Below are 23,207 nucleotides of genomic sequence, written 5' to 3'. Positions count from 1 at the left end.
GCGCTCGCTGACCGGGTCGGTGCCGAGCTCCTTGAGCGGGGCGGCGGCGGCCGCGCGCCCGCGCTGCTTGGGCTGGGCGTAGACGCCGCCCGCCGTGGGAGCGCCCGCTCAGCCCGCCCGGAGCGCCGCCAGCTGCTGCTCGAAGGGCACCACCCCGGACTCCGCCCGGGGCCTCGCCGGACGGCCGGCCAGCAGGTCGGCCAGTTCGCCGCCGGCCCGGGCGATCCGCGGGGCGAGCCCCTCGGTGTCACCGCCCGGCCCCCAGTCCTCCGAGGCCGCGAAGACCGCGGTGGGCACGGTGACGGCGCGCAGATGGGCGAAGAGCGGCCGCAGCGCGTGCTCCAGGGCCAGCGAGTGCCGGGCGGTGCCGCCGGTGGCGGCGATCAGCACCGGCGTGCCGGTCAGTGCGTCCGGATCCAGCACGTCGAAGAAGGACTTGAAGAGACCGCTGTAGGAGGCGCTGAAGATCGGCGTGACCGCGATCAGGGCGTCCGCCGAGGCGACCGACTCCAGCGCGGCGCGCAGCCGGGGCCCCGGGAAGCCGGTGACCAGGTTGTTGGCGATCTCGCCGGCGAGGTCGCGCAGCTCGATCACCTCGGTCTCCACCTCCCGCCGGCCGTCCAGCCCGGCGCGGACGGCGCCGGCCAGCCGGTCGGCGAGCAGCCGGGTGGAGGAGGGCTGGGACAGGCCGGCCGAGACGGCGACCAGCTTCAGTGCGGCAGTCATGCGGTCTCCTCGGTGGCGGTGGCGGCGGTGTCGCCGGCGGCGGCTGCGGCCGTGCGCCGGACGAGCAGCGAGGCGTGGGTGGGGGCGTCCGGCACCTCGGCGGGCCGGCCGTTGGCGAACTCCTTGCGCAGCACCGGGATCACCTCTTCGCCGAGCAGGTCGAGCTGCTCCAGGACGGTCTTCAGCGGCAGGCCGGCGTGGTCGACGAGGAACAGCTGGCGCTGGTAGTCGCCGAAGGACTCGCGGAAGGTGAGCGTCTTGTCGATCACCTCCTGCGGACTGCCGACGGTCAGCGGGGTCTGCTCGGTGAACTCCTCCAGCGAGGGCCCGTGCCCGTAGACCGGGGCGTTGTCGAAGTAGGGGCGGAACTCGCGCACCGCGTCCTGCGAGTTGCGGCGCAGGAACACCTGGCCGCCGAGGCCGACGACCGCCTGCTCGGCGGTGCCGTGGCCGTAGTGCGCGTACCGCTCGCGGTAGAGGTTGACCAGGCGCTGGAAGTGCTCCTTGGGCCAGAAGATGTTGTTGGCGAAGAAGCCGTCGCCGTAGTAGGCGGCCTGCTCGGCGATCTCGGGGCTGCGGATCGATCCGTGCCAGACGAACGGCGGGACGCCGTCGAGCGGGCGCGGGGTCGAGGTGAAGCCCTGCAGCGGGGTGCGGAAGCGGCCCTGCCAGTCGACCACGTCCTCGCGCCACAGCTTGTGGAGCAGGGCGTAGTTCTCGATCGCGAGCGGGATGCCCTGGCGGATGTCCTGGCCGAACCACGGGTAGACCGGGCCGGTGTTGCCGCGGCCGAGCATCAGGTCCACCCGGCCGTCGGCCAGGTGCTGGAGCATCGCGAAGTCCTCGGCGATCTTCACCGGGTCGTTGGTGGTGATCAGCGTGGTCGAGGTGGAGAGGATCAGCCGCTCGGTGTGGGCCGCGATGTGCCCGAGCATGGTCGTCGGCGAGGACGGCACGAAGGGCGGGTTGTGGTGCTCGCCGGTCGCGAAGACGTCCAGGCCCACCTCCTCGGCCTTGAGAGCGATCGCCACCATGGCCTTGATCCGCTCGTGCTCGCTCGGCGTGCGGCCGGTCGTCGGGTCCTCGGTGACGTCACCGACGGTGAAGATCCCGAACTGCATGGCGCTCACTCCCAGGTCGTTAAGATTTCAACTACGCCCGGCTGAACGACCCCGCCCCCGCCGCTATTCCCGCCCCCGCCGGGCACGGTTCAGGCCGCGTTGCCCCCCTTCCAGTCGATACCGATCTCGGCCAGCCAGGCCCGGTCGTCCGCGTCGAAGGCGGCGGGCTCACGACCGCCCTCCGGCTGCCGCTGCTCCCGCTCGGGCGGGCGCGGGATCTCCTGGACGGGGCCCAGGCCGTAGCGCTCGGCCGCCTCGGCGGCCGCCCGGTCGGCGACGCTCTGCTCGGTGGCCCCGATGTGGACGGCGGAGTCGTCACCCGGCTCCAGCACGGTGATGCCGGGGTTCGGCGGGCGGCGCAGGGCGATCCGCCGGCCGCAGGTCGGACAGGACCACTCGTCGGTGCCGTCGGCCAGACGTGCGGTCATTCTCATCTGGTGGATCACGCGCATCTCGGACACCCCCGTCCGGCGCCCGGGACCGGGCCCCTGAGAAGGGGATGCCCGCTCGCGGCCCGGCGCCAACCCGTCTCCGCGCGCACACCTGCACGCCGCGCGCCGTCGAGTGCCTCGGCCCTCCCCGGGGCTGACGGCTACTCCAGGAACAGCCCCCGGGCCGCCGCCGACTGCTCGATCGCCTCCAGGCGCGCCTCGGCGCCGGGCAGTTCGTCACACATGGTCTGCAGCAGCACCCGGCCGAGCATCATCGGTGCGCAGGCGGTGTCGAAGACCAGCCCGGTGCCGACCGCGGCCGGCAGCATCACGTCGGAGAGCTTGGCGACCGGCGCGAACGCGCTGTCGGCCACCGTGACCACCGTCAGGCCGCAGCCGCGGGCGGTGATCAGAGCGTCCATCAGCTCCCGCGGGTAGCGCGGCAGGGCGAAGCAGGCCAGCGCGGTGGCTCCCGCGGCCGCCGCCTGCTCGATCCGGTCGGCGAGCATCGAGCCGCCCTCGTCCAGCAGCCGGACGTCCGGGTGGACCTTGGCCGCGAAGTACGCGAAGCCGTGCGCCTGCGCCGAGGCGGCCCGCAGGCCGAGCACCGGCAGCGGGCGGGAGGCGGCGAGCACCCGCGCGGCCCGGACGATGGGCTCCGGGTCCGCGAGCAGGTCCGCGAGGTGGCGCAGGTGCTCGATCTCGGCGAGCACGGCCTGCTGGTGCTCGTTGCGGACGGCGTCCGCCAGGGTCTCGGCGGCCGGGGCGGCCTCACCCGCCCCGAGCTCGCGCAACTGCTTGCGCAGCGCAGGGTAGCCGTCGTAGCCGAGGGCGACCGCGAAGCGGGTCACCGAGGGCTGGCTGACACCGGCCAGCTCGGCGACCTCCACGCTGGACATGAAGGGCGCCTCGGTGGCGTGCCGGACGAGGGAGTGCGCGATCCGGCGCTGGGTGGGCGTCAGCCGGTGGCCCTCGAAGAGCTGGAGCAGTCGGGCGGAGGGGCCGACGGTGCCGGTCTCGTCCAGGGCTGTCATCGGCCGTACCTCCGGGCTCGTGAGCGGCGCACGCCGTTGGCGATGGCGGCTGGGACGACTGTCGCGCAGTCCTGGCATGTGGGCAACGGTGTTTCGAGGATCGGGACGGGCCCGGCGTGCAGGTCCCCCGCGGAGGAGGCCCGTACGCCCTGGCGGCAGCACCTCGGGGTCGTCCCCGGGGACACCCCGAGACAGCCCTGAGCCGTCCCGGAAATCGCGCCGCTGCGGTGGACCTCCGCCCGTCCGCGCGAGGACGCTGAGGGCATGGACCTACGCAAGGACGACCTCGCCCGCGACCTCGACGCCGCGCTGCAGACCCGCAAGGAACTCGGCAAGGAGTACGAGGCGGAGATCGTCGACTCCTTCCTCGCACGGCTGGACGCCCGGCTCGACGCCCGGGTCGAACAGCGCGTCGCCGAACGGCTCGGCGCCCCCGGCACGCCGCAGCGGCGCCCCGGCAACCCGCAGTTCAAGGTGCAGGTGCTCTCGCTGGTGATGGGCATCCCGCTGTCGGCCATCGCCGCCGAGAGCTCGGGCCTGCTCGGCCTGATCGTCTGCTGGGCCGGCATCGTCGGCATCAACGTCTCCTCCGCACGTTCGGGCCGCAGCCGGGAGCGGAACCGGGGCGGGTGGGAGTGATCCCGCCCGCCCCGGCCCGGATCAGGCCAGCGGGCCGGTGACCCGCTCGACCGCCGTGACCAGGTCGCCCGAGGCGACCAGGGCGGCGGCCGCCTCCAGGTCCGGCGACAGGAAGCGGTCCCGGCCGGGGCCGCCGACGCCGGCCTCGCGGGCCGCGGCGACCGCGGCGGCGGTGGCCGGGGCGATCGGGCCGCTGCCGCCCTCCGCACGGATCTCCAGCGCACGGCCGGCGGCGACCAGCTCCACGGCCAGCACCCGGCCCAGGTTGGCGACCGCCTGGCGCAGCTTGCGCGCGGCGGACCAGCCCATGGACACGTGGTCCTCCTGCATCGCGGAGGACGGGATGGAGTCGACCGAGGCCGGCACGGCGAGCCGCTTGTTCTCGCTGACCAGGGCGGCCTGCGTGTACTGGGCGATCATCAGGCCGGAGTCCACGCCCGGATCGTCGGCGAGGAAGGCCGGCAGGCCGTGCGAGCGGGCCTTGTCGAGCAGCCGGTCGGTGCGGCGCTCGGAGATCGAGGCGAGGTCCGCGGCGGCGATGGCGAGGAAGTCCAGCACGTACGCGACCGGGGCGCCGTGGAAGTTGCCGTTGGACTCGACGCGGCCGTCCGGCAGCACCACCGGGTTGTCGACCGAGGCGGCGAGCTCGCGCTCGGCGACCGTACGGGCGTGCGCGACGGTGTCGCGGCCGGCGCCGGCGACCTGCGGGGCGCAGCGGATCGAGTAGGCGTCCTGGACGCGCGGCGCGTCGTCCTGGTGGTGGCCGGTGAGGCCGGAGCCCTTGAGGACGGCCAGCATGTTGGCGGCGGAGAGCGCCTGGCCGGGGTGCGGACGGATGGGGGTGTGCAGCTCGGGGGCGAGCACCTTGTCGGTGCCGAGCAGCGCCTCCAGGCTCATCGCGGCGGTGATGTCGGCGGTGGTGAAGAGCCGCTGCAGGTCGGCGATGGCCATGACCAGCATGCCGAGCATGCCGTCGGTGCCGTTGATGAGGGCGAGGCCCTCCTTCTCCAGCAGCTCGACCGGCTCGATGCCGGCGGCGGCGAGCAGCTCGGCGGCGTCCTTCTCCGCGCCGTCCGGGCCGAAGGCGGTGCCCTCGCCCATCAGCACCAGGGCGCAGTGCGAGAGCGGGGCGAGGTCGCCGGAGCAGCCGAGCGAGCCGAACTCGCGGACGGCCGGGGTGATGCCGGCGTTGAGCAGGGCGGCCATCGTCTCGGCGACCAGCGGGCGGACGCCGGTGCGGCCGGAGGCGAGGGTCTTCATGCGCAGGAACATCAGGGCGCGGACGACCTCGCGCTCGACCACCGGGCCCATGCCGGCGGCGTGCGAGCGCACCAGCGAGCGCTGCAGCTGGGCGCGCAGCTCGGGGCTGATGTGGCGGACGGCGAGGGCGCCGAAGCCGGTGGAGACGCCGTAGACCGGGCGCGGCTCGGCCGCGAGCGCGTCGATCCGGGCGCGGGCGCCGGCCATCTCGGCGAGCGCGTCCGGGCCGATCTCGACCCGGGCGTTGCCCCGGGCGACGGCGAGGACGTCCTCGGCAGTGACGTCGGCCTTGCCGACCTGGACCAGTGGCGCGTCGGGGGCCACAGCACCGTGCATATCCATATGCACAATGACACCAGGTGAATGGAATTCTGACAACCGCGGACGCGGCCGTCCGGCGGCGGCCGTCCGCAGGATTTCCGTTCGGGCACGGCGGTGCCGCAGGCTGGGCACAGCGGAGCGAGGCTTACGGAGGAGTCGATGGCACGGGCGACGGTACGGCGCCGGGTGGTGCGGCTGCGCGGCACCGAGACGGGCGTGCGACCCGACGCGCTGGCGGCGGAGGAGCCCCTGGAGATCCGGCTCGGCGGTGAACCGCTCACCGTCACCATGCGCACCCCCGGCCACGACTTCGACCTGGTCGCCGGCTTCCTGGTGGGCGAGGGCGTCGTCCACCGCACCGAGCAGCTGGCCGCCCTGCGCTACTGCGCGGGGACGGACGCCGAGGGCGCCAACACCTACAACGTGGTCGACGCGACCGTGCGCGGCGACGCCGCGCCGCTGTCCGGGCACCGCAACCTGCTCACCACCAGCGCCTGCGGCCTGTGCGGCCGGGACACCGTCGAGGCCGTCCGCACCCACAGCCGGTGGCCGGTCGCCGAGGACGGTCTGCGGGTCTCCCCCGGCCTGCTGTACGGCCTGCCGGACCGGCTCCGCGCGGCCCAGCGGGCCTTCGACTCCACCGGCGGACTGCACGCCGCCGGGCTCTTCGACGCGCGCGGCGAACTGCTCTGCGTCCGCGAGGACGTGGGCCGGCACAACGCGGTCGACAAGGTGGTCGGCTGGGCGCTGCGCGAAGGCCGGCTCCCGCTCACCGGGCACGTACTGCTGGTCAGCGGCCGGGCCTCGTTCGAGCTGACCCAGAAGGCGGCGCTGGCGGGCGTGCCGCTGCTGGCCGCGGTCTCGGCGCCCTCCTCGCTCGCGGTCGACCTCGCCGAGGAGCTCGGTCTGACCCTGGTGGGCTTCCTGCGCGGCGAGAGCGCCAATGTGTACACGGGTGCCGAACGGGTGGCGGCCGGCTGACGCTCCGCCACCCGGCGCAGCGTCAGTTCCTGCGCTTGCGCATCGCCAGCACCACGGCGATCACGACCACCAGCACGATGCCCAGCACGACGATGCCGATCACGATGCCGACGACCGTGCCGAAGAAGCCCTTCTTCTTCTTGGACTTCGACTTGGACTTGGACTTGGCCACCTGGACGGTCTTCGTCCCGGAGGTCTTCGTCCCCGAGCTCTTCGAGCCGGAACTCTTCGAGCCGGAGCTCTTCTGCACGGCCGCCGCGGGTGCGGCCGCCGGCGCCTGCTGAACGGCCGCCGCCGGCGCACCGCGGGTCACCGCCGCCGCCTCGCCCCCGGCCAGCGCAGTGCCGCCGACCGCCAACGCCAGTGCGAGAAGTGTCCCCGCCAGCTTGGTACGCATGGTCCCTCCCGGTCCCCCGATCCTGTCCGGCCACTGTGGCACGCCCGGGCGGCACGGCCCAGCCCCCGGCACGCCCCTGTGGCCCACCTGTGACCGGCCGGGCACGTCCCGGACACCCCGTCAGGGGCGTCCGGGACGTGTCCTCAAAGGTCATGGGTGCACCACAAGGGGCGCGTGGGAGCACCTGAAGTGACCCCCGTGCACCTTTGAAGACGGCTCCTAGTCCGGTGGCGGGGAGGCGGGGCCGGAGAGGGCCACGGCGACCAGGGCTCGGAGGGCGGAGGCGATCTGGCCGAGCGGCAGGGTGGCCTCGTCCGCGAAGAGTTCGACCAGCCAGCCGCCGGCCGGGTTCGGGCCGCCCGCGGCGACCATGGCCTTGTAGCCGCTGACCACCATGACCGCCTCCTCGGAGGGGTCGTTGCCGGGCGCGCCGGCCCGCAGGGCGAAGCCGCCGCCGAGGGAGGCCCGCCGGGTCAGCGGGTAGTGCCGCAGGTCGAAGACGGCGTCGGGGGCCTCGATCTGGGCGCGCTGGGTGGCGGCGCCGGTGCTGCTCGGGCCGCTGGTCATCCGGTAGACGGCGTGCTGGGCGGTGCGCATGAGGTGCGAGCCGGGCGGCACGTACGAGACCCACCAGGCGACCGCGTCGAGGAGGCGGGCGGAGGTCTCGGCGACGGTGACCATCCGGGCGAGGGTGTCGGCGGGGTGGCTGGTGCGCTGGACCTCGTTCTGGTCGAGGGCGGCGAGCACGGTGGTGAGCAGCTGGCCGGGGTCGGCGCTGCGGGCGGCGCCGCGGAAGCGCCTGCGGTCGCCGTTGCCGCGCTGGCCGGGGCCGCCGCGGCGGCTGTCGGCGCGGTGGTGGGGGTCGGCGGCGTCGGCGAGCATCACGGTCGGGTCGGGCGAGAAGCCGGGGCCGTGGCTGCGGCCGGCCACCACGGGGTGGGCGGCCCGGGAGGCCTTGGCCCGGTACTGGGCGGCGTCGGCGAGCCGGAACAGCCGGTCGGCGGTGGAGACCGGGCCGATGGAGTCGCCGGTGGAGGCGACGCCGCAGGCGACGCCCTCGCCCTCGGTGAGCTGCAGGGCGCGGGCGCAGAGCTCCTCGGCGACGGTGACCACCTCGTCGGCCTTCTGGCCCTCGACGAGCAGGCAGAACTCGTCGCCGCCGAGCCGGGCGGCGAGGCTGCCGGGCAGCTTGGCGGCGCACAGCGAGAGCTGGTGGGCGAATCGTTCCAGCAGCCGGTCGCCCATCTCGTGCCCGAGCTGGTCGTTGACCCGCTTGAGTCCGTTGACGTCGCAGACGACCAGGCTGACGACGGTGTTGTCCCGGTTGTGGGCCTGCAGGGCGCTCTCCAGCCGGGCGTCGACGGCGCGGCGGTTGGCGAGGCCGGTGAGCGGGTCGGTGAAGGCGAGGCGGCGCAGGTCGGCGAGGCGTTCGGTCTGCGAGAGGCCGGCGGAGATCTGGGCGGCGAGCAGCGTCGCGTAGTCGATGTCGCCCTCGTCGAAGACCGGGAGCCCCGCGCGGCGGGCGAGGTAGAGCTCGCCCCAGGCCTGGCCGTGCAGCACGATCGGGGCGACCAGGCAGCACTCGCGGCCGCGCCGTCGCAGCCCGGCGGCGCGCTGGCGGCAGAACGCACCGGCGGCCGGGTGGCCCGGCTGGCCCTGCGGGTGGGGTTCGGTGTCCTCGGCGGTCTGCACCCAGGCGCGGGGCAGCCGGCCGGTGGTCCAGTGCTCTTCGAGGTAGGTGACGATCTCCGGGAAGTCGGCCACCGGGTAGGACTCGTCCTCGGGGAACTCCTCCTCCCCCGCGGCGAGTTCGCCGAAGTTCGCGAGCACCCGGAGGCGGCCGGACTCGCGGTCCCAGACCGAGACGGCGGCCATCGTGGCCTCCAGTGCCGCGGTGGCGCGGACGGCGGCGGCCCGGACGGCCTCCAGCGGGGTCAGTGCACCGGCCATGTCGTGGGCCAGTTCGACGACCGCACGCAGGCGCACGTCCGGGGTGGAAGGGGGCCGGCCGGCCAGCTCCGCCCTGTCCGCCTCACCGCTCAACCGGATCGCCTCGTCCCTTGGTCCGCCCTGGTGGGCATCCGTCCTGGACCAAGATTATGGCGGTTTGGTAAGGCTGCGCCCGATTTGTCAAGGGGAGTCGCGCAGCTTCCGCGGCGGATCAGTCGACGTCGTGGCTCCGGGTGAGCAGCCAGGGCTCGACCAGGCCGAGCCCGCGCACCGGGCGGCGCCACATCGGCTGGAGGTGGAACGGGAATCCGCCCTCCGCCTGCCGCCCGGCCGGGTCCTCCGGGTCGTGCGGCGGCACCGCGCCGGTCTGCTCCAGCGCGGTGGCGAACTCGCCGTCGACGAGGACGGCGTCCCGCGGGGCGATCGAGGTGAGCCGGCTGGCCAGGTTGACGGTGGTGCCGAAAACGTCACCCATCCGCGAGGTGACGGTGCCGAAGGCCATGCCGACCCGCAGTGCGGGCATGGTGTCCTCCTTGGCGAGCGTCTCGACCAGGGCGAGGGCGATCTCGGCGGCGACGCCCGGGTCCTCGGTGACGTAGAGGATCTCGTCGCCGAGGGTCTTGACGACCCGGCCGCCCTGGCCGGCGATCAGGTCGGAGCAGGTGTTCTCGAAGGTCTCGACGAGGTGGCCGAGCTCCTCCTCCTCCAGCCGGCGGGAGAGCCGGGTGAAGCCGACCAGGTCGGCGAAGCCGACGGCGAGCCGGCCGCTGGTGATCTCGGTGTCCTCCGCGGCGTGCACCACGCGGCCGGTGACGGCGGCGAGCTGGCGGCGCCAGACGTAGACCAGGAACTGCTCCAGCTCGGGCAGCAGGAGTTCGGTGAGCGGGTAGGCGACCTCGGCCCGGGTGAGGCCGGGCTCGACGGCCTGGGTGAGGTTCTCCAGGAAGGTGTCCATCTGCCAGCCGGCCAGCCGGGCGGTGGTCTGACCGGTGGAACGGGCGACCTGGATCGCCATCGACTCGCTGAGCAGCCCGGACTCGATCAGGCCGGCCAGGCGGCGCAGGGCGATCACGTCGTTGTCGGTGAGCGCCCGGGACTGCCCGATGTCGGGGAAGCCCATCGCCCGCCAGAACCGGGTGGCCAGATCCATGGACACGTCGGCCGCGCGCGCGGCCTGGTAGGGGGTGTATCTGCGCGGGGCGTCGAGGATCAGCCGCTCCAGTTCGAGCGCGACGGTGCGTTCGCCCGTCCCGCCGTTCCCGGAGCCGTGACCGCCGCTGCCGTTGCCCGATTCCTCGCCTGCCACCGGTCCATCCCCGTGCGGTCGCCGCACTTCCTCTTGTCCTGCCTGTCAAGGGCGGCCGACCACCCATGGGTAGTGGCGCGCCTCACACCGCTGCCAGGTGGAATGTTCGCACGGAATCCCGCAATCCGGGGCATCCGTCCGGATCAGGCGGACTCGGGACGCTCCGGGCGGACGTGCACGACGTCGCCCGCCGCCACCGGGTGGCGGGTGCCGTCGGCGGTACGGACGACCAGCCGGCCGTCGCCGTCCACCGCGACGGCCTCGCCCGCGAGTTCGCGGTCGCCGGGGAGCTGCACCCGCACCGTCCGGCCGAGCGTGGTGCAGCGGGCGGTGTACGCGGGCAGCAGCCCGCTGGCGTGCGGGTCGCCGGCCGCGGCCCGCCACTCGCCGTACACCTCGGCGAACTCGCGGAGCAGGCCGCGCAGCAGGGTCTGCCGGTCGGTGACGGCGGCACCCGCCAGGGTGAGCGAGGCGGCGGCGGGCACGGGGAGTTCCCCGGTGCGGAGGGTGACGTTGATGCCGAGTCCGGCGACGACCGCACCGCCGGAGAGTTCGGTGAGGATGCCGCCGATCTTGCGCTCCTCGCCGCCGATGACGACCTGCAGGTCGTTGGGCCACTTCAGGCCGGTGTCGACCTCGGCGATCCGGGAGACGGTGGCGGCCGCGGCGACCCCGACCAGGATGGGCAGCCAGCCGTAGCGCTCGACCGGCACGCCGGTGGGCCGCAGCAGCACGGAGAGGAAGAGACCGGAGCGCGGCGGGGCGCTCCAGCGGCGCTCCAGGCGGCCGCGGCCGGCGTTCTGCGCCTCGGCGATCAGCACGGCGCCCTCGGGGGCACCCTCTCGGGCGAGGGCGGCCAGGTCGCTGTTGGTGGAGCCGGTCTCGGTGACGACGTCGAGGGAGGTCCACAGGCCGCCGGGGACGACCAGGTCGTGCCGGAGGACGGCGGCGTCCAGCGGCGGGCGTTCGAGGTCCGTCCACGGTGAGGGACCGGTGTGGCCGAAGCCTCGCAGGCCGCTGCGGCGGGGGCGGGTGGGCTCGGGCTGATCGGCGTCGGTCACCTGGCCAGCCTACCGACGGGCCACCCCACCGGCGGCCCGAGCGACACCCGCCCGAGCCGGCCCGGGAAGAAGCACGCCCCGCCCCGAGCCGAAGGGCCCGCCGGTGCAGAAGGCGAGCGGGCGACACCCCGAGCCGAAGGGCCCGCCGGTGCGGCAGGGGGACGAGCGCGGGAGCGACACCGCCCCGAGCCGAAGGGCCCGCCGGTGCCGTAAGGGAGGAGCGCGGGAGCGAAGCGACGGAGCGACGACCGTCGGCACCGGGTCAGAGGGCCCGGAGGCGAGCGGGCGACAAAACAGCCATCGTCCCGCAGAAGCCGTTCCGACACACTGTGTCGCTGGCCATAACACGATTCGTCTGCCGCTGGCTACGCTACTTCGCGGTAGTCGCAGTGCCGCCCTGCCCTCATGCCGTCGTCGGCTTCGGGAGCGGCCAAGGACCAGGGAGAGCCACCTCAATGACCGAGGCGCCGTACGACCCGCACACCACCGCCGGGAAACTCGCCGATCTGCGGCGCAGGATCGACGAGGCGGTGCACTCCGGCTCTGCCGCGGCCGTCGAGAAGCAGCATGCCAAGGGCAAGCTGACGGCGCGTGAGCGGGTTGTCGAGCTGCTGGACGAGGACTCGTTCGTCGAGTTCGACGAGTTCGCCCGGCACCGCTCGACCAACTTCGGCCAGGAGAAGAACCGTCCGTACGGCGACGGTGTGGTGACCGGCTACGGCACGATCGACGGCCGTCAGGTCGCGGTCTTCGCGCAGGACTTCACGGTCTTCGGCGGCTCCCTCGGCGAGGTGTTCGGCGAGAAGATCGTCAAGGTGATGGACTTCGCGCTGAAGACCGGCTGCCCGGTCATCGGCATCAACGACTCCGGTGGTGCGCGCATCCAGGAGGGCGTGGTCTCGCTCGGCCTGTACGGCGAGATCTTCCGCCGCAACGTGCACGCCTCGGGCGTGGTCCCGCAGATCTCGCTGATCATGGGCCCCTGTGCGGGCGGCGCGGTGTACTCCCCCGCGATCACCGACTTCGTGGTGATGGCCGACCAGACCTCGCACATGTTCATCACCGGCCCGGACGTCATCAAGACGGTCACCGGCGAGGACGTCGGCATGGAGGAGCTGGGCGGCGCCCGCACCCACAACACCAAGTCGGGCAACGCGCACTACCTGGCCGCGGACGAGAAGGAGGCGATCGAGTACGTCAAGAACCTGCTGTCGTACCTGCCCTCCAACAACCTCTCCGACCCGCCGGTCTACGCCGAGCAGGCCGACCTCTCCATCACGGACGAGGACCTCGAACTCGACACCATCGTGCCGGACTCGGCGAACCAGCCGTACGACATGCACAAGGTGATCGAGCACGTCCTGGACGACGGCGAGTTCCTGGAGACCCAGCCGCTGTTCGCCGGCAACATCATCACCGGCTTCGGCCGGGTCGAGGGCCACCCGGTCGGCATCGTCGGCAACCAGCCGATGGACCTGGCCGGCTGCCTGGACATCGACGCCAGCGAGAAGGCCGCCCGCTTCGTGCGGACCTGCGACAGCTTCAACATCCCGGTGCTGACCTTCGTCGACGTGCCGGGCTTCCTGCCCGGCACCGGCCAGGAGTGGGACGGCATCATCCGCCGCGGCGCCAAGCTGATCTACGCCTACGCCGAGGCCACCGTGCCGCTGATCACCGTGATCACCCGCAAGGCCTTCGGCGGCGCGTACGACGTCATGGGCTCCAAGCACCTCGGCGCCGACCTCAACCTGGCCTGGCCGACCGCGCAGATCGCCGTGATGGGCGCGCAGGGCGCGGCCAACATCGTCTACCGCCGCGAGCTCGCCGCGGCCGCCAAGGCGGGCGAGGACGTCGACGCCCGTCGCGCCGAGCTGGTCGCCGAGTACGAGGACACCCTGCTCAACCCGTACCTGGCCGCCGAGCGCGGCTACGTGGACGCGGTCATCGCGCCGAGCGAGACCCGCCGGCACATCGTGCGCGGGCTGCGGGCGCTGCGCGGCAAGCGCGAGACCCTGCCGCCGAAGAAGCACGGCAACATTCCGCTGTAGTCCGTTCCGGGAGAGGATTGACCCATGGCCCCCATCCAGGTGCTGCACGGGCAGCCGACCCCCGAGGAGCTGGCCACCGTCCTGGCGGTGGTCCATTCCCGGGCCGCCGCCGCGCAGGCAGCCGCAGAGGCGGCCGGCCGGGCGGGCGGCCCGGCCTCCCCGTGGCGCGACCACGCGCGGAAGATGCGCAACATGCCGGCCCACGGCCCCGCCGCCTGGCGGACCTCCGGCTGGGCCCGCTAGGGCTTGTCCGACAAGCCCTGCCCGAGGCAGCAGGACGGCCCGGTGCACCCCCCTTCGCGGGGCGGTGCACCGGGCCGTCCGGCGTTCTGCGTTCTGTGTTCTGCGGCAGGACCGGTCGGGCCGCTCAGCCCGTGGCGGCCGGTCGGCGGCCCAGCAGGCCGTCCAGGGCCACCGCGCCGGGGCCGAGCACCGCGATCAGCAGGAACACCCAGGCGAACAGGGCGGCCGGCTCGCCGCCGTTCTGCATCGGCCAGAGCGCGTGCTCCTGGTGCACGGAGAAGTAGGCGTACGCCATCGAGCCGGAGCAGACGGCGGCCGCCGCGCGGGTCGCGAGGCCCAGCAGCACCAGGGCGCCGCCGACGAGCTGGATGACCGCGGCGTACCAGCCGGGCCAGGACCACGCCTCCACCGTGCCGCCGCCCCGGCCACTGGCCGGGACGCCGAACAGCGAAGCGGCGCCGTGGGCCGTGAACAGCAGGCCTGCGACGACGCGGAACAGGGCCACCGCATACGGGCGGACGGCCTCTAATCTGACGGACGAACGGAACACGGTACGTCTCCTCGGCTGGAACCTGCGGAAACCGGGCACCGGTGGGCACCCGGGGAGTCCCTGACCTGGCGCCGCCGCACCCTCCGCCCGCACGGATCATGGACGCGACAAGACGTACGCACCATTGCAGGGCCGGCCCGCCCGCCCGTCAAGGGTTCCGGACGGGGCAGCAGGGTTTGAGTACGCGTACTCAGGCGCCCGCGGAGCCCTCGGCGCAGGCTGGTGAGGTGCTCTGGTCAGACCCCCGCGACGAGCCCTCCCCCGAAGCGAGGAGGGCGCAGCGGATGCTCCGCCGCGCCGGCCCGCTGCTGGCGGTCCTCGCCTTCGTCGCAGCCGTCCTGCTGGTCCGGTGAGAGGGCCGCCCGAGTGCCGGCGGCACCCCCTAGGCTGGGCGGCATGACCGAACGCCGCACCCTCGTTCTCGCCTCCGCGTCCCCGGCCCGGCTCGGGCTGCTCCGCCAGGCCGGCCTCGACCCGCAGGTCAGGGTCAGCGGCGTCGACGAGGACGCGCTCACCGCCGCCACCCCCGCCGAGCTCGCCCTGGTGCTCGCCGAGGCCAAGGCCAAGACGGTCGCCGCCGGCCTCGCCGGCGGCGAGCTGGTGATCGGCTGCGACTCGGTGCTGGAGCTGGACGGGCTGGCGCTCGGCAAGCCCGCGGACGCGGCCGAGGCGCTGGAGCGCTGGCGCTCGATGCGCGGCCGCGAGGGCGTGCTCCGCACCGGCCACTGCGTGGTCGACACGGTGACCGGCCGGCAGTCCTCGGCGACCGCCTCGACCACCGTGCGCTTCGGCACCCCCGACGACGAGGAGGTCGCCGCGTACATCGCCTCCGGCGAGCCGCTGCACGTCGCCGGGGCGTTCACGCTGGACGGCCGGTCGGCCCCGTTCGTGGAGGGCATCGACGGCGACCCGGGCAATGTGATCGGCCTGTCGCTGCCGCTGCTGCGGCGTCTGCTCGCCGACCTGGACGTGCGGATCACCGACCTCTGGGTCTGAGCGGCCTCCGGTCCGGGACGCTCCGACCCGGGGCCCGCACGCCCGGCTCAGCCCTGCGGCGGCGCCGTCCGGGCCAGGAAGGCCAGCACGTCGGGCAGGGCGCCGTCGGAGAGCAGCGGGGCGCCGTGGTTGCCGCCCGGGTAGAGCTTGAGCTGCTTGTCGGCGGCGGCCGCCGCGGCGTGCAGGCTGCGGGCGTAGTCGGCGAAGGGCTGGTCGTTCTCCTCCGCGGCGAACAGGACGGGGGCGGTCAGCCGCTTGACGGCGTTGCTCGCGCTGTCGCCGCCGAAGGACTCCGCCGAGCTGAGCGAGACCACCGCGGCAGCCGGCACCGGCAGGTCGGGCAGCGAGCCGGCGACGATCGAGCCGGTGCCGCCCTTGGAGGCGCCGACCAGGACGAGCCGGGCGATGCCCTTGGCCTCGAGGTGGGCGGCCACCTGCTCGATGTTGTCGGAGACGTTCCCGTTGGCGGTGTAGGGCAGCACCGCGTACCCGGCCCCGGTGAAGGCGTCCAGGTAGGGGTTCCAGTCGCAGAGGGTGCCGCCGCTCTGGTGCGAGAGGACCACGGCGGTCTTCGCGCCGCCCGCGTCCGAGTCGCGGAACCAGGCCCGCACGGGGGCCAGTCCGTCGATCGTGACGGAACCCTCGGCGGCCTGCTCCTCGGTGAGGCAGCCGTACCTCTCCGGGCTGCTCGCGGCCGCGGGTCCGGGTCTGCCGCCGCCCGATCCGCAGCCCGCCAGCACCGCGACAGCGGCCAGCGCGGCCGCCAGCCGCACCCCCGTGGTGGTCCGCATGACGACGACTCCCCCGGTCCGGGGGCGGCCGGCGGCCGCCCGACGCGGCGCCACGCCAGGGGGCGCCCTCCGGGCCGTCAATGGTCCATACCAATAACGGAAGAAGCGGAACGCAAGACTCCGTCCGGCGCCCTGCGGAATCGGACAGAACCGGGGGCGAACTACTGTCGCGGCGGGCCAGCCCGGCCCCGTACCGTCCCCCGATAGGCTGACGCAGCCGTCGGCCGGAAGGAGCGGGGGAGATGACCGACAGCGTCCTCAACGTGGTGCTCGGGCTGGTGGCCTCGGCCCTCAGCGCGGGCATCGGCTGGATCGCCCAGACCGCGCGCCGCCGGCGCAGGCTGGAGCGCACCCAGCGGTTCTTCGGCATGCCGGAGGGCACCGAGTGCCTCCTGGTGGTCAATCGGGACGCCGGGGCGCGGGCCTCCACGGCCGTCGCACGCAACGACGTGTACGCGCTGATGGAACTCGCCGCCCTGGTGCGCGAGTGCGGGGCGCGGGCCGAGATCGTGGCGCACGACCAGGTGCGCCAGGGGCTCGGCGCCAAGGCGGAGTTCTGCCTCGGCGGGCCGTCCAGCAACAACCGGACGGCCGCCCACCTGGCGTCCTGGCTGCCCGGGGTGACCGCCGCCGCGGGGGACACCGATCTGACGATCACGGTGGGCGACCAGGAGTTCCCGCTCACCCGGCCGGTCCAGGAGGGCGTGCCGGTGTACGCCCTGCTCGCCAGGGTGCACGCCGGAGCGGGAGACCGCCCGGTCTTCCTGATATCCGGTCAGACCTCCACGTCCAACCACGCGGCGGTCCGCTACCTGGCGGCCAACCACCGCGCGCTGGCGCGTCGGCACGGCACGGACAGCACGTTCGTCGTGGTGCTGAAGGTGGTCAACCCCGGGGCGTACGGACCGGACGTGGTCGAGCTCGCCGCCGAGGTCACCGCCAAGGCGACCACCGAGCGGGAGGCCGCCACGGCGGCGGCCTGACCGCCGTGTGGCGAAGGCCACGGCCGCGCGGACGCTCCTCGGAGGCGCCGCGCGCCGCGGCCGACCGCGGCGCGTAGCGTCTCTACCAGCGAGGTCTGCCGCTGCGTGGTCGCGTGATCACTAATTCGGGTGACGCTCCGTGTGGGCTAGCTCACCACCAGGGACTACTCGCCGGTAGTGCCCTTAGATCCCTAGACTCAACGAGGTTCAAGAAGGGAGCCACAGTGCGCAAGGTGCTCATCGCCAACCGCGGAGAGATCGCTGTCCGCGTCGCCCGGGCGTGTCGGGACGCCGGTATCGCCAGCGTCGCCGTCTACGCCGAGCCGGATCGGGACGCGCTGCACGTCCGCGCGGCCGACGAGGCCTACGCGCTCGGCGGCGACACCCCCGCGACCAGCTACCTGGACATCGCCAAGGTGCTGAAGGCGGCTGCCGACTCCGGTGCGGACGCCGTCCACCCCGGCTACGGCTTCCTCTCGGAGAACGCCGACTTCGCCCAGGCCGTCATCGACGCCGGGCTGATCTGGATCGGCCCGCCGCCGCAGGCCATCCGCGACCTCGGTGACAAGGTCACCGCCCGCCACGTCGCCCAGCGCGCCGGCGCGCCGCTGGTCGCCGGCACCCCGGAGCCGGTCTCCGGTTCCGACGAGGTCGTCGCCTTCGCCACCGAGCACGGCCTGCCGGTCGCCATCAAGGCGGCGTACGGCGGCGGCGGCCGCGGCCTGAAGGTCGCCCGTACGCTCGAGGAGATCCCCGAGCTGTACGAGTCCGCCGTCCGCGAGGCGGTCGCCGCCTTCGGCCGCGGCGAGTGCTTCGTCGAGCAGTACCTGGACAAGCCGCGGCACGTCGAGACCCAGTGCCTCGCCGACCAGCACGGCAACGTGGTCGTCGTCTCCACCCGCGACTGCTCGCTGCAGCGCCGCCACCAGAAGCTGGTCGAGGAGGCCCCCGCGCCGTTCCTGACCGACGAGCAGAACGCGGAGCTGTACCGCGCGTCCAAGGCCATCCTCCGCGAGGCGGGCTACGTGGGCGCCGGCACCTGCGAGTTCCTGGTCTCCCAGGACGGCCTGATCTCCTTCCTGGAGGTCAACACCCGCCTGCAGGTCGAGCACCCGGTCTCCGAGGAGGTCACCGGCATCGACCTGGTCCGCGAGATGTTCCGGATCGCCGACGGCGAGGAGCTCGGCTACGACGACCCGGAGATCCGCGGCCACTCGCTGGAGTTCCGCATCAACGGCGAGGACCCGGGCCGCAACTTCCTGCCCGCCCCCGGCACCGTGACGCTGTTCTCCCCGCCGTCCGGCCCGGGCGTGCGCCTGGACGCCGGCGTCGAGACCGGCTCGGTCATCGGCCCCGCCTGGGACTCGCTGCTCGCCAAGCTGATCGTCACCGGCGCCACCCGGCAGCAGGCCCTGCAGCGTGCCGCCCGCGCGCTGGAGGAGTTCAAGGTCGAGGGCATGGCGACCGCCATCCCGTTCCACCGCGCGGTGGTGACCGACCCGGCGTTCGCGCCCGAGGTGCACGGCAGCGACGGGCCGTTCGAGGTCTACACCCGCTGGATCGAGACCGAGTTCCAGAACACCATCCCGGCCTTCACCGGCGCCGGCGGCGACGGTGACGAGGCCGAGGGCCGCGAGACCGTCGTGGTCGAGGTCGGCGGCAAGCGGATCGAGGTCTCGCTGCCCTCCTCGCTGGGCGTCGCCAGCGCCCCGGCGGCCACCGGCACCAAGGTCGCCAAGCGCCGGGTCGGCGCGAAGAAGGCGGGCTCCGCGGTCAGCGGCGACACCCTCGCCTCCCCGATGCAGGGCACCATCGTCAAGGTCGCCGTCGAGGAGGGCCAGGTCGTCGCGGAGGGCGAGCTGATCGTCGTCCTCGAGGCCATGAAGATGGAGCAGCCGCTCAACGCCCACAAGTCCGGCACCATCGTCGGTCTGAAGGCCGAGGTCGGCGCGAGCGTCAGCAGCGGCGCGGCGCTCTGCGAGATCAAGGACAACTGACCCGCCCCGGCGGGACAGCCCGGACGGCCGGTCCGCACCCCTCGGGGTGTGCGGACCGGCCGTCCGCCGTTTCAGGGGCGGCCGGTGGCCATCGGACGGGCGATCAGGCCGGCGTGCACGGCGGGGCGGCGCTGGCCGGGCAGCGGTGCCCCGGGCGGGGCCGAGCGGCGCGGGACGGCCCCGGGCGGCGGCTGGTGCCCGGCCATCGGGTGGGCCGGACCGCTGTGCACCGGCGGCTCCGCGGGCGTGCCGAGCGGGGCGAGCGAGATCTGCACCCCGCAGTCGGCGAGCGCGTCCAGCTCCCGGGCGGTCGGGTCCTGGGCTGCGGACTGCTCGTCGGTGACCAGCCGGGTGATGGCGTCCGTCGGCACCGTCTGGAACATGGTGTCGGCGCCGAGCTTGGTGTGGTCGGCGAGGACGATCACCTCGGCGGCGGCCTGCACCAGTGCGCGGTCCACGCTCGCGGACAGCATGTTGGTGGTGGACAGGCCGCGCTCGGCGGTCAGGCCGCTGCCCGAGACGAAGGCCTTGGCGACCCGCAGGCCGGCCAGCGACTGCTCGGCGCCACTGCCCACCAGGGCGTAGTTGGAGCCGCGCAGGGTGCCGCCGGTCATCACCACCTCGACCCGGTTGGCGTGCGCCAGCGCCTGGGCCACCAGCAGCGAGTTGGTGACCACGGTGAGGCCCGGCACCCGGGCGAGCCGGCGGGCCAGCTCCTGGGTGGTGGTGCCGGCGCCCACGACCACGGCGTCGCCCTCCTCGACCAGGCCGGCGGCCAGGTCGGCGATGGCGCTCTTCTCGGCCGCGGCGAGATGGGTCTTCTGCGGGTAGCCGGGCTCCCGGCTGAAGCCTCCGGGAAGCACCGCACCGCCGTGGCGGCGGTCGAGCAGCCCTTCGGCCTCCAGGGCCCGGACGTCCCGGCGGACGGTGACTTCGGAGGTCTGGACGACGCGGGCCAACTCCCGGAGCGAGACCGCTCCGTTGGCGCGCACCATTTCGAGGATCAACTGGCGACGTTCTGCAGCAAACACGGAACCGACGGTAACCCGAATGACCGTCTGCTTTCAGGCGTTTGCAGCTGGTAACCGGAAACGCTCACGTGCGAGCGGCGCGCGACCGTACAATTCGCGCCGCGGAACGCGCGGCATGCGCTCGGCCGCACGGGTGGACGAGAAGGGGCGGCCGCCGCGGCGACCGCCCCAACTGTGCTCAGCGGGTCAGGAGTCCGAGCCCTCGCGCTTGCGGATGTGCAGCTGGCGGGCGGCCTCCGCGGTGGAGCCGGAGAGCGAGGGGTACACGGTGAACGCGCCGGCCACCTGTTCGACCGTCAGGTTGTTGTCCACGGCGAGCGAAATCGAATGGATGAGTTCGCTGGCGCGCGGCGCGACCACGACGCCGCCGACCACGATGCCGGTGCCGGGGCGACAGAACAGCTTCACGAAGCCGTCCCTGATGCCCTGCATCTTGGCCCGCGGGTTGCCGCGCAGCGGCAGCTTGACCTCGACGGCGTCCATCTTGCCGCCGGCCACGTCGGCGGCCGTGTAGCCGACGGTGGCGATCTCCGGGTCGGTGAAGACGTTGGAGGCGACGGTCTTCAGGTTGAGCGGCTGCACCGCGTCGCCGAGCGCGTGGTACATGGCGATCCGGCCCTGCATCGCGGCGACCGAGGCGAGCATGAAGACGCCGGTGCAGTCGCCGGCCGCGTAGACGCCGGGGGCGGTGGTGCGGGAGACCCGGTCGACCTTGATCTGGCCCCAGTCGTTGAGGGTGACCCCGGCCTCCTCCAGGCCCATGTCCGCGGTGTTCGGGATCGATCCGACCGCCATCAGGCAGTGGGTGCCCTCGATCACGGTGCCGTCGGAGAGGGTGACCTCGACCTTGTCGCCGATCCGCTTGGCGCTCTCGGCGCGCGAACGGCTCATCACGTTCATGCCGCGGCGGCGGAAGACGTCCTCCAGCACCTCGGCGGCGTCCGGGTCCTCGCCCGGCAGGACGCGGTCGCGGCTGGAGACCAGGGTGACGTTGGAGCCGAGCGCCTGGTACGCGCCGGCGAACTCGGCGCCGGTGACGCCGGAACCGACCACGATCAGCTCGCGCGGCAGCTCGTCCAGGTCGTAGACCTGCGTCCAGGTCAGGATGCGCTCGCCGTCCGGCTGGGCGTCCGGGAGCTCGCGGGGGTGCACGCCGGTGGCGACGAGCACCGCGTCGGCGCGCAGCGTCTCGCTGGTGCCGTCCTCGCGGTCGACGACGACCTCGCGGGAGCCGTCCACCGCCTGGCCGCCGGCACCGAGGCGGCCCTTGCCGCGCAGCACGGTGACGCCGGCCCGGGTGACGGCCTGGGTGATGTCGTGGGACTGGGCGATCGCGAGGCGCTTCACACGGCGGTTGACCTTGCCGAGGTCGACGCCGACCACCCGGGCGGACTTGGCCAGCGGCGGGGTGTCGTCGGCGACGATGATGCCGAGCTCCTCGTAGGAGCTGTCGAAGGTCGTCATCACCTCGGCGGTGGCGATCAGCGTCTTGGACGGCACGCAGTCCGTCAGCACCGCCGATCCTCCCAGACCGTCGCGGTCGACGACGGTCACCTCCGCGCCGAGCTGGGCTGCCACCAGGGCCGCCTCGTATCCGCCGGGTCCGCCACCGATGATCACGATCCGAGTCACGAGGACCATTCTCCCGCATGCCGGAACCAAAGCCACGCCGGGGGCGTTGCCATCTGCTCACCCCGCCCTCGGGCCGCGGTGAGCGCCGCCCGTCCCCGTCCCGGGCAGCGCTCTCCCGTAGGCTGGCGCCCATGTCGCTCTACGCCGCGTACGCCACGAACCTCGACGCCCGGCAGATGACCCGGCGTGCTCCGCACTCCCCGCTGCGCGGCACGGGCTGGCTGGACGGCTGGCGGCTGACCTTCGGCGGCGAGCACCTCGGCTGGGAGGGTTCGCTGGCCACGGTGGTGGAGGACGAGAAGGACCAGGTGTTCGTCTCGCTGTACGACGTCTCGCCGGTGGACGAGGAGGGCCTCGACCGCTGGGAGGGCGTCCAGCTCGGGATCTACCGCAAGATCAGGCTGCGGGCGCACACCCTGGAGGGCGACATCCCGGTGTGGACGTACGTGCTCAACGACTACGAGGGCGGGCTGCCCGCCGCCCGCTACCTCGGCCTGATCGCGGACGCGGCGGAGAGCGCCGGCGCCCCCGACGACTACGTGCGGGACCTGCGCCGCCGCCCCTGCTGAACCGCCGCGGGCGCGTGCGGCGGCACCCGGCGCACCGGCCGGCTCGTGCGATCCGCCGAACGGCGGGCCCGACGACCGGCGATTCCCGGTCTTTACGGACGATTCGGGTAACGATCCGGCGCGTCTTGGCGGGTTGGTCTACGCGCGTAGGCGAATCTTGTCTATCCTCGGCAGTGTGAACGCATCTCCTCAGTCGGTCGTCTCCGCCGACCCCTACGCCGCCGCCCGGGCCGCCGCCGACCGCCTCCGCGAGCTGACCGGCGCCGAGCGCCACGACGTCGCCCTCGTCATGGGCTCCGGCTGGGTGCCGGCCGCCGACGCGCTCGGCGAGACCGTGGCCGAGTTCGCCGTCACCGAGCTCCCGGGCTTCCCCGCCCCCGCCGTCGCCGGGCACGCCGGCCGCATCCGCTCCGTGAAGATCGGCGAGAAGCGCGCCCTGATCTTCCTCGGCCGCAACCACTACTACGAGGGCCACGGCGTGGCCACCGTGGTGCACGGCGTGCGCACCGCCGCCGCCGCCGGCTGCGGGATCATCGTCCTCACCAACGGCTGCGGCGGCCTGCGCCAGGGCTGGACCCCGGGCCAGCCGGTCCTGATCAGCGACCACATCAACCTCACCGCCGACTCGCCGATCGTCGGCGCCAACTTCGTCGACCTCACCGACCTGTACTCCAAGCGCCTGCGCGCCCTGTGCCGCGAGGTCGACCCGACCCTCGACGAGGCCGTCTACGTGCAGTTCCGCGGCCCGCACTACGAGACCCCGGCCGAGGTCAACATGGCCCGGGTGATCGGCGGCGAGCTCGTCGGCATGTCCACCACCCTGGAGGCCATCGCCGCCCGCGAGGCCGGCTCCGAGGTGCTCGGCATCTCGCTGGTCACCAACCTGGCCGCCGGCATGACCGGCGAGCCGCTCAACCACGAAGAGGTGCTGGAGGCCGGCAAGGCCAGCGCCGAGCGGATGGGCGAACTGCTGGCGAAGGTCCTTGAGCGGATCTGAGCACGTCCTGACGCAGAATCAGTAGACCGGCGGGGGGGGGGGGGGCCCCCCCCCGGGGGGGGGGGGGCCCCGCCCCCCGCCCCCCGGGGGGGCGGCCCCAGGACCGGGCGGCCCACCCCCCCACGCGCCGCCCCCCCCGGCCC

At 73.8% G+C, this 23,207-nt stretch carries 22 protein-coding genes and 1 pseudogene; 10 read left to right on the top strand and 13 right to left on the bottom strand.

From position 1 onward, the window contains the following. Positions 1-108: 108 nt before the first annotated feature. The 4 genes from AB0M03_RS36135 to AB0M03_RS36120 form a co-directional block, all read right to left on the bottom strand. Complete coding sequence (locus AB0M03_RS36135; RefSeq protein WP_363499912.1) at positions 109-726, bottom strand: FMN reductase; 618 nt, start codon at positions 724-726, stop codon at positions 109-111. Next, complete coding sequence (locus AB0M03_RS36130) at positions 723-1,847, bottom strand: LLM class flavin-dependent oxidoreductase (protein ID WP_363499910.1); 1,125 nt, start codon at positions 1,845-1,847, stop codon at positions 723-725. Before AB0M03_RS36130 ends, AB0M03_RS36135 begins: the two co-directional genes overlap by 4 nt. A gap of 89 nt (positions 1,848-1,936) precedes the next feature. Beyond that, entirely contained in the window at positions 1,937-2,275 is a 339-nt protein-coding gene (locus tag AB0M03_RS36125; RefSeq protein WP_363499908.1) for a hypothetical protein, read from the bottom strand. 164 nt (positions 2,276-2,439) lie between these two features. Next, positions 2,440-3,312 carry a MurR/RpiR family transcriptional regulator gene (locus AB0M03_RS36120; protein ID WP_363499906.1) on the bottom strand — a complete coding sequence of 291 codons (873 nt, stop codon included), beginning with the start codon at positions 3,310-3,312 and terminating at the stop codon, positions 2,440-2,442. Between the two features lie 264 nt (positions 3,313-3,576). Between AB0M03_RS36120 and AB0M03_RS36115 the strand changes: the two genes are divergently transcribed. Next, positions 3,577-3,951 carry a hypothetical protein gene (locus tag AB0M03_RS36115; protein WP_363499904.1) on the top strand — a complete coding sequence of 125 codons (375 nt, stop codon included), beginning with the start codon at positions 3,577-3,579 and terminating at the stop codon, positions 3,949-3,951. Positions 3,952-3,972: 21 nt separating this feature from the next. On the opposite strand, the gene hutH is transcribed toward AB0M03_RS36115, so the two are convergent. After that, a complete protein-coding gene (gene hutH / locus AB0M03_RS36110) occupies positions 3,973-5,547 on the bottom strand; it encodes a histidine ammonia-lyase (protein WP_363499902.1) in 1,575 nt (524 codons plus the stop codon). 144 nt (positions 5,548-5,691) lie between these two features. Here hutH and fdhD point away from each other — a divergent pair, with 144 nt between their 5' ends. After that, the gene (fdhD, locus tag AB0M03_RS36105; protein WP_363499900.1) at positions 5,692-6,513 is read left to right on the top strand and encodes a formate dehydrogenase accessory sulfurtransferase FdhD; all 822 of its coding nucleotides are present in this window, start codon (positions 5,692-5,694) and stop codon (positions 6,511-6,513) included. Between the two features lie 22 nt (positions 6,514-6,535). On the opposite strand, the gene AB0M03_RS36100 is transcribed toward fdhD, so the two are convergent. From AB0M03_RS36100 to AB0M03_RS36085, 4 genes and pseudogenes are all read right to left on the bottom strand, one after another. Further along, positions 6,536-6,910: a hypothetical protein gene (locus AB0M03_RS36100; protein WP_363499898.1), complete on the bottom strand. Its 375-nt coding sequence runs from the start codon at positions 6,908-6,910 to the stop codon at positions 6,536-6,538. 918 nt (positions 6,911-7,828) lie between these two features. After that, positions 7,829-8,860 (bottom strand): annotated as a pseudogene (locus AB0M03_RS36095) (diguanylate cyclase); the annotation flags it as partial. A gap of 211 nt (positions 8,861-9,071) precedes the next feature. Beyond that, positions 9,072-10,166, bottom strand: a complete 1,095-nt coding sequence (locus AB0M03_RS36090; RefSeq protein ID WP_363499896.1) for an adenylate/guanylate cyclase domain-containing protein — start codon at positions 10,164-10,166, stop codon at positions 9,072-9,074. A gap of 143 nt (positions 10,167-10,309) precedes the next feature. After that, the gene (locus AB0M03_RS36085) at positions 10,310-11,179 is read right to left on the bottom strand and encodes a biotin--[acetyl-CoA-carboxylase] ligase (RefSeq protein WP_363499914.1); all 870 of its coding nucleotides are present in this window, start codon (positions 11,177-11,179) and stop codon (positions 10,310-10,312) included. A gap of 503 nt (positions 11,180-11,682) precedes the next feature. On the opposite strand from AB0M03_RS36085, the gene AB0M03_RS36080 reads away from it, so the two are divergent. Both AB0M03_RS36080 and AB0M03_RS36075 read left to right on the top strand, forming a co-directional pair. Then, a complete protein-coding gene (locus AB0M03_RS36080) occupies positions 11,683-13,275 on the top strand; it encodes an acyl-CoA carboxylase subunit beta (protein ID WP_363499895.1) in 1,593 nt (530 codons plus the stop codon). A gap of 24 nt (positions 13,276-13,299) precedes the next feature. Next, positions 13,300-13,518 (top strand): acyl-CoA carboxylase subunit epsilon, encoded by a 219-nt coding sequence (locus AB0M03_RS36075; RefSeq protein ID WP_363499893.1) that lies wholly within the window; start codon positions 13,300-13,302, stop codon positions 13,516-13,518. Between the two features lie 124 nt (positions 13,519-13,642). Here the strand turns inward: AB0M03_RS36075 and AB0M03_RS36070 are convergent, their stop codons facing one another. Continuing rightward, a complete protein-coding gene (locus AB0M03_RS36070) occupies positions 13,643-14,068 on the bottom strand; it encodes a DoxX family protein (protein WP_363499891.1) in 426 nt (141 codons plus the stop codon). A 227-nt stretch (positions 14,069-14,295) separates the two neighbouring features. Here AB0M03_RS36070 and AB0M03_RS36065 point away from each other — a divergent pair, with 227 nt between their 5' ends. After that, entirely contained in the window at positions 14,296-14,421 is a 126-nt protein-coding gene (locus AB0M03_RS36065; RefSeq protein WP_363499889.1) for a hypothetical protein, read from the top strand. A 43-nt stretch (positions 14,422-14,464) separates the two neighbouring features. After that, the gene (locus AB0M03_RS36060) at positions 14,465-15,064 is read left to right on the top strand and encodes a nucleoside triphosphate pyrophosphatase (RefSeq protein WP_363499887.1); all 600 of its coding nucleotides are present in this window, start codon (positions 14,465-14,467) and stop codon (positions 15,062-15,064) included. Positions 15,065-15,111: 47 nt separating this feature from the next. Here the strand turns inward: AB0M03_RS36060 and AB0M03_RS36055 are convergent, their stop codons facing one another. After that, positions 15,112-15,855 (bottom strand): hypothetical protein, encoded by a 744-nt coding sequence (locus AB0M03_RS36055; RefSeq protein WP_363499885.1) that lies wholly within the window; start codon positions 15,853-15,855, stop codon positions 15,112-15,114. 242 nt (positions 15,856-16,097) lie between these two features. On the opposite strand from AB0M03_RS36055, the gene AB0M03_RS36050 reads away from it, so the two are divergent. Next, positions 16,098-16,838, top strand: a complete 741-nt coding sequence (locus AB0M03_RS36050; protein WP_363499883.1) for a hypothetical protein — start codon at positions 16,098-16,100, stop codon at positions 16,836-16,838. Between the two features lie 224 nt (positions 16,839-17,062). Beyond that, positions 17,063-18,835 carry a biotin carboxylase N-terminal domain-containing protein gene (locus AB0M03_RS36045; RefSeq protein WP_363499881.1) on the top strand — a complete coding sequence of 591 codons (1,773 nt, stop codon included), beginning with the start codon at positions 17,063-17,065 and terminating at the stop codon, positions 18,833-18,835. A 71-nt stretch (positions 18,836-18,906) separates the two neighbouring features. On the opposite strand, the gene AB0M03_RS36040 is transcribed toward AB0M03_RS36045, so the two are convergent. Both AB0M03_RS36040 and AB0M03_RS36035 read right to left on the bottom strand, forming a co-directional pair. Beyond that, positions 18,907-19,866 (bottom strand): DeoR/GlpR family DNA-binding transcription regulator, encoded by a 960-nt coding sequence (locus tag AB0M03_RS36040; protein ID WP_363499879.1) that lies wholly within the window; start codon positions 19,864-19,866, stop codon positions 18,907-18,909. Positions 19,867-20,052: 186 nt separating this feature from the next. After that, positions 20,053-21,507 (bottom strand): NAD(P)H-quinone dehydrogenase, encoded by a 1,455-nt coding sequence (locus tag AB0M03_RS36035; protein WP_363499877.1) that lies wholly within the window; start codon positions 21,505-21,507, stop codon positions 20,053-20,055. 122 nt (positions 21,508-21,629) lie between these two features. Between AB0M03_RS36035 and AB0M03_RS36030 the strand changes: the two genes are divergently transcribed. Then, positions 21,630-22,067 (top strand): gamma-glutamylcyclotransferase, encoded by a 438-nt coding sequence (locus tag AB0M03_RS36030; protein ID WP_363499875.1) that lies wholly within the window; start codon positions 21,630-21,632, stop codon positions 22,065-22,067. 175 nt (positions 22,068-22,242) lie between these two features. Further along, positions 22,243-23,064, top strand: coding sequence for a purine-nucleoside phosphorylase (locus AB0M03_RS36025; protein WP_363499873.1), 822 nt, complete (start codon positions 22,243-22,245; stop codon positions 23,062-23,064). The last annotated feature ends 143 nt before the right edge of the window (positions 23,065-23,207 follow it).

Source organism: Kitasatospora sp. NPDC051914 (assembly GCF_040680995.1).
Classification (GTDB): domain Bacteria; phylum Actinomycetota; class Actinomycetes; order Streptomycetales; family Streptomycetaceae; genus Kitasatospora.
This window is presented reverse-complemented; position numbering and strand designations above follow the sequence as displayed.

Coding starts and splice junctions, on each gene's coding strand:
- AB0M03_RS36060 (WP_363499887.1), top strand. CDS start 14,465: ATGACCGAACGCCGCACCCTCGTTCTCGCCTCCGCGTCCCCGGCCCGG.
- fdhD (WP_363499900.1), top strand. CDS start 5,692: ATGGCACGGGCGACGGTACGGCGCCGGGTGGTGCGGCTGCGCGGCACC.
- AB0M03_RS36050 (WP_363499883.1), top strand. CDS start 16,098: ATGACCGACAGCGTCCTCAACGTGGTGCTCGGGCTGGTGGCCTCGGCC.
- AB0M03_RS36075 (WP_363499893.1), top strand. CDS start 13,300: ATGGCCCCCATCCAGGTGCTGCACGGGCAGCCGACCCCCGAGGAGCTG.
- hutH (WP_363499902.1), bottom strand. CDS start 5,547: ATGCACGGTGCTGTGGCCCCCGACGCGCCACTGGTCCAGGTCGGCAAG.
- AB0M03_RS36125 (WP_363499908.1), bottom strand. CDS start 2,275: ATGACCGCACGTCTGGCCGACGGCACCGACGAGTGGTCCTGTCCGACC.
- AB0M03_RS36080 (WP_363499895.1), top strand. CDS start 11,683: ATGACCGAGGCGCCGTACGACCCGCACACCACCGCCGGGAAACTCGCC.
- AB0M03_RS36055 (WP_363499885.1), bottom strand. CDS start 15,855: ATGCGGACCACCACGGGGGTGCGGCTGGCGGCCGCGCTGGCCGCTGTC.
- AB0M03_RS36120 (WP_363499906.1), bottom strand. CDS start 3,312: ATGACAGCCCTGGACGAGACCGGCACCGTCGGCCCCTCCGCCCGACTG.
- AB0M03_RS36115 (WP_363499904.1), top strand. CDS start 3,577: ATGGACCTACGCAAGGACGACCTCGCCCGCGACCTCGACGCCGCGCTG.
- AB0M03_RS36030 (WP_363499875.1), top strand. CDS start 21,630: ATGTCGCTCTACGCCGCGTACGCCACGAACCTCGACGCCCGGCAGATG.
- AB0M03_RS36035 (WP_363499877.1), bottom strand. CDS start 21,507: ATGGTCCTCGTGACTCGGATCGTGATCATCGGTGGCGGACCCGGCGGA.
- AB0M03_RS36100 (WP_363499898.1), bottom strand. CDS start 6,910: ATGCGTACCAAGCTGGCGGGGACACTTCTCGCACTGGCGTTGGCGGTC.
- AB0M03_RS36135 (WP_363499912.1), bottom strand. CDS start 726: ATGACTGCCGCACTGAAGCTGGTCGCCGTCTCGGCCGGCCTGTCCCAG.
- AB0M03_RS36130 (WP_363499910.1), bottom strand. CDS start 1,847: ATGCAGTTCGGGATCTTCACCGTCGGTGACGTCACCGAGGACCCGACG.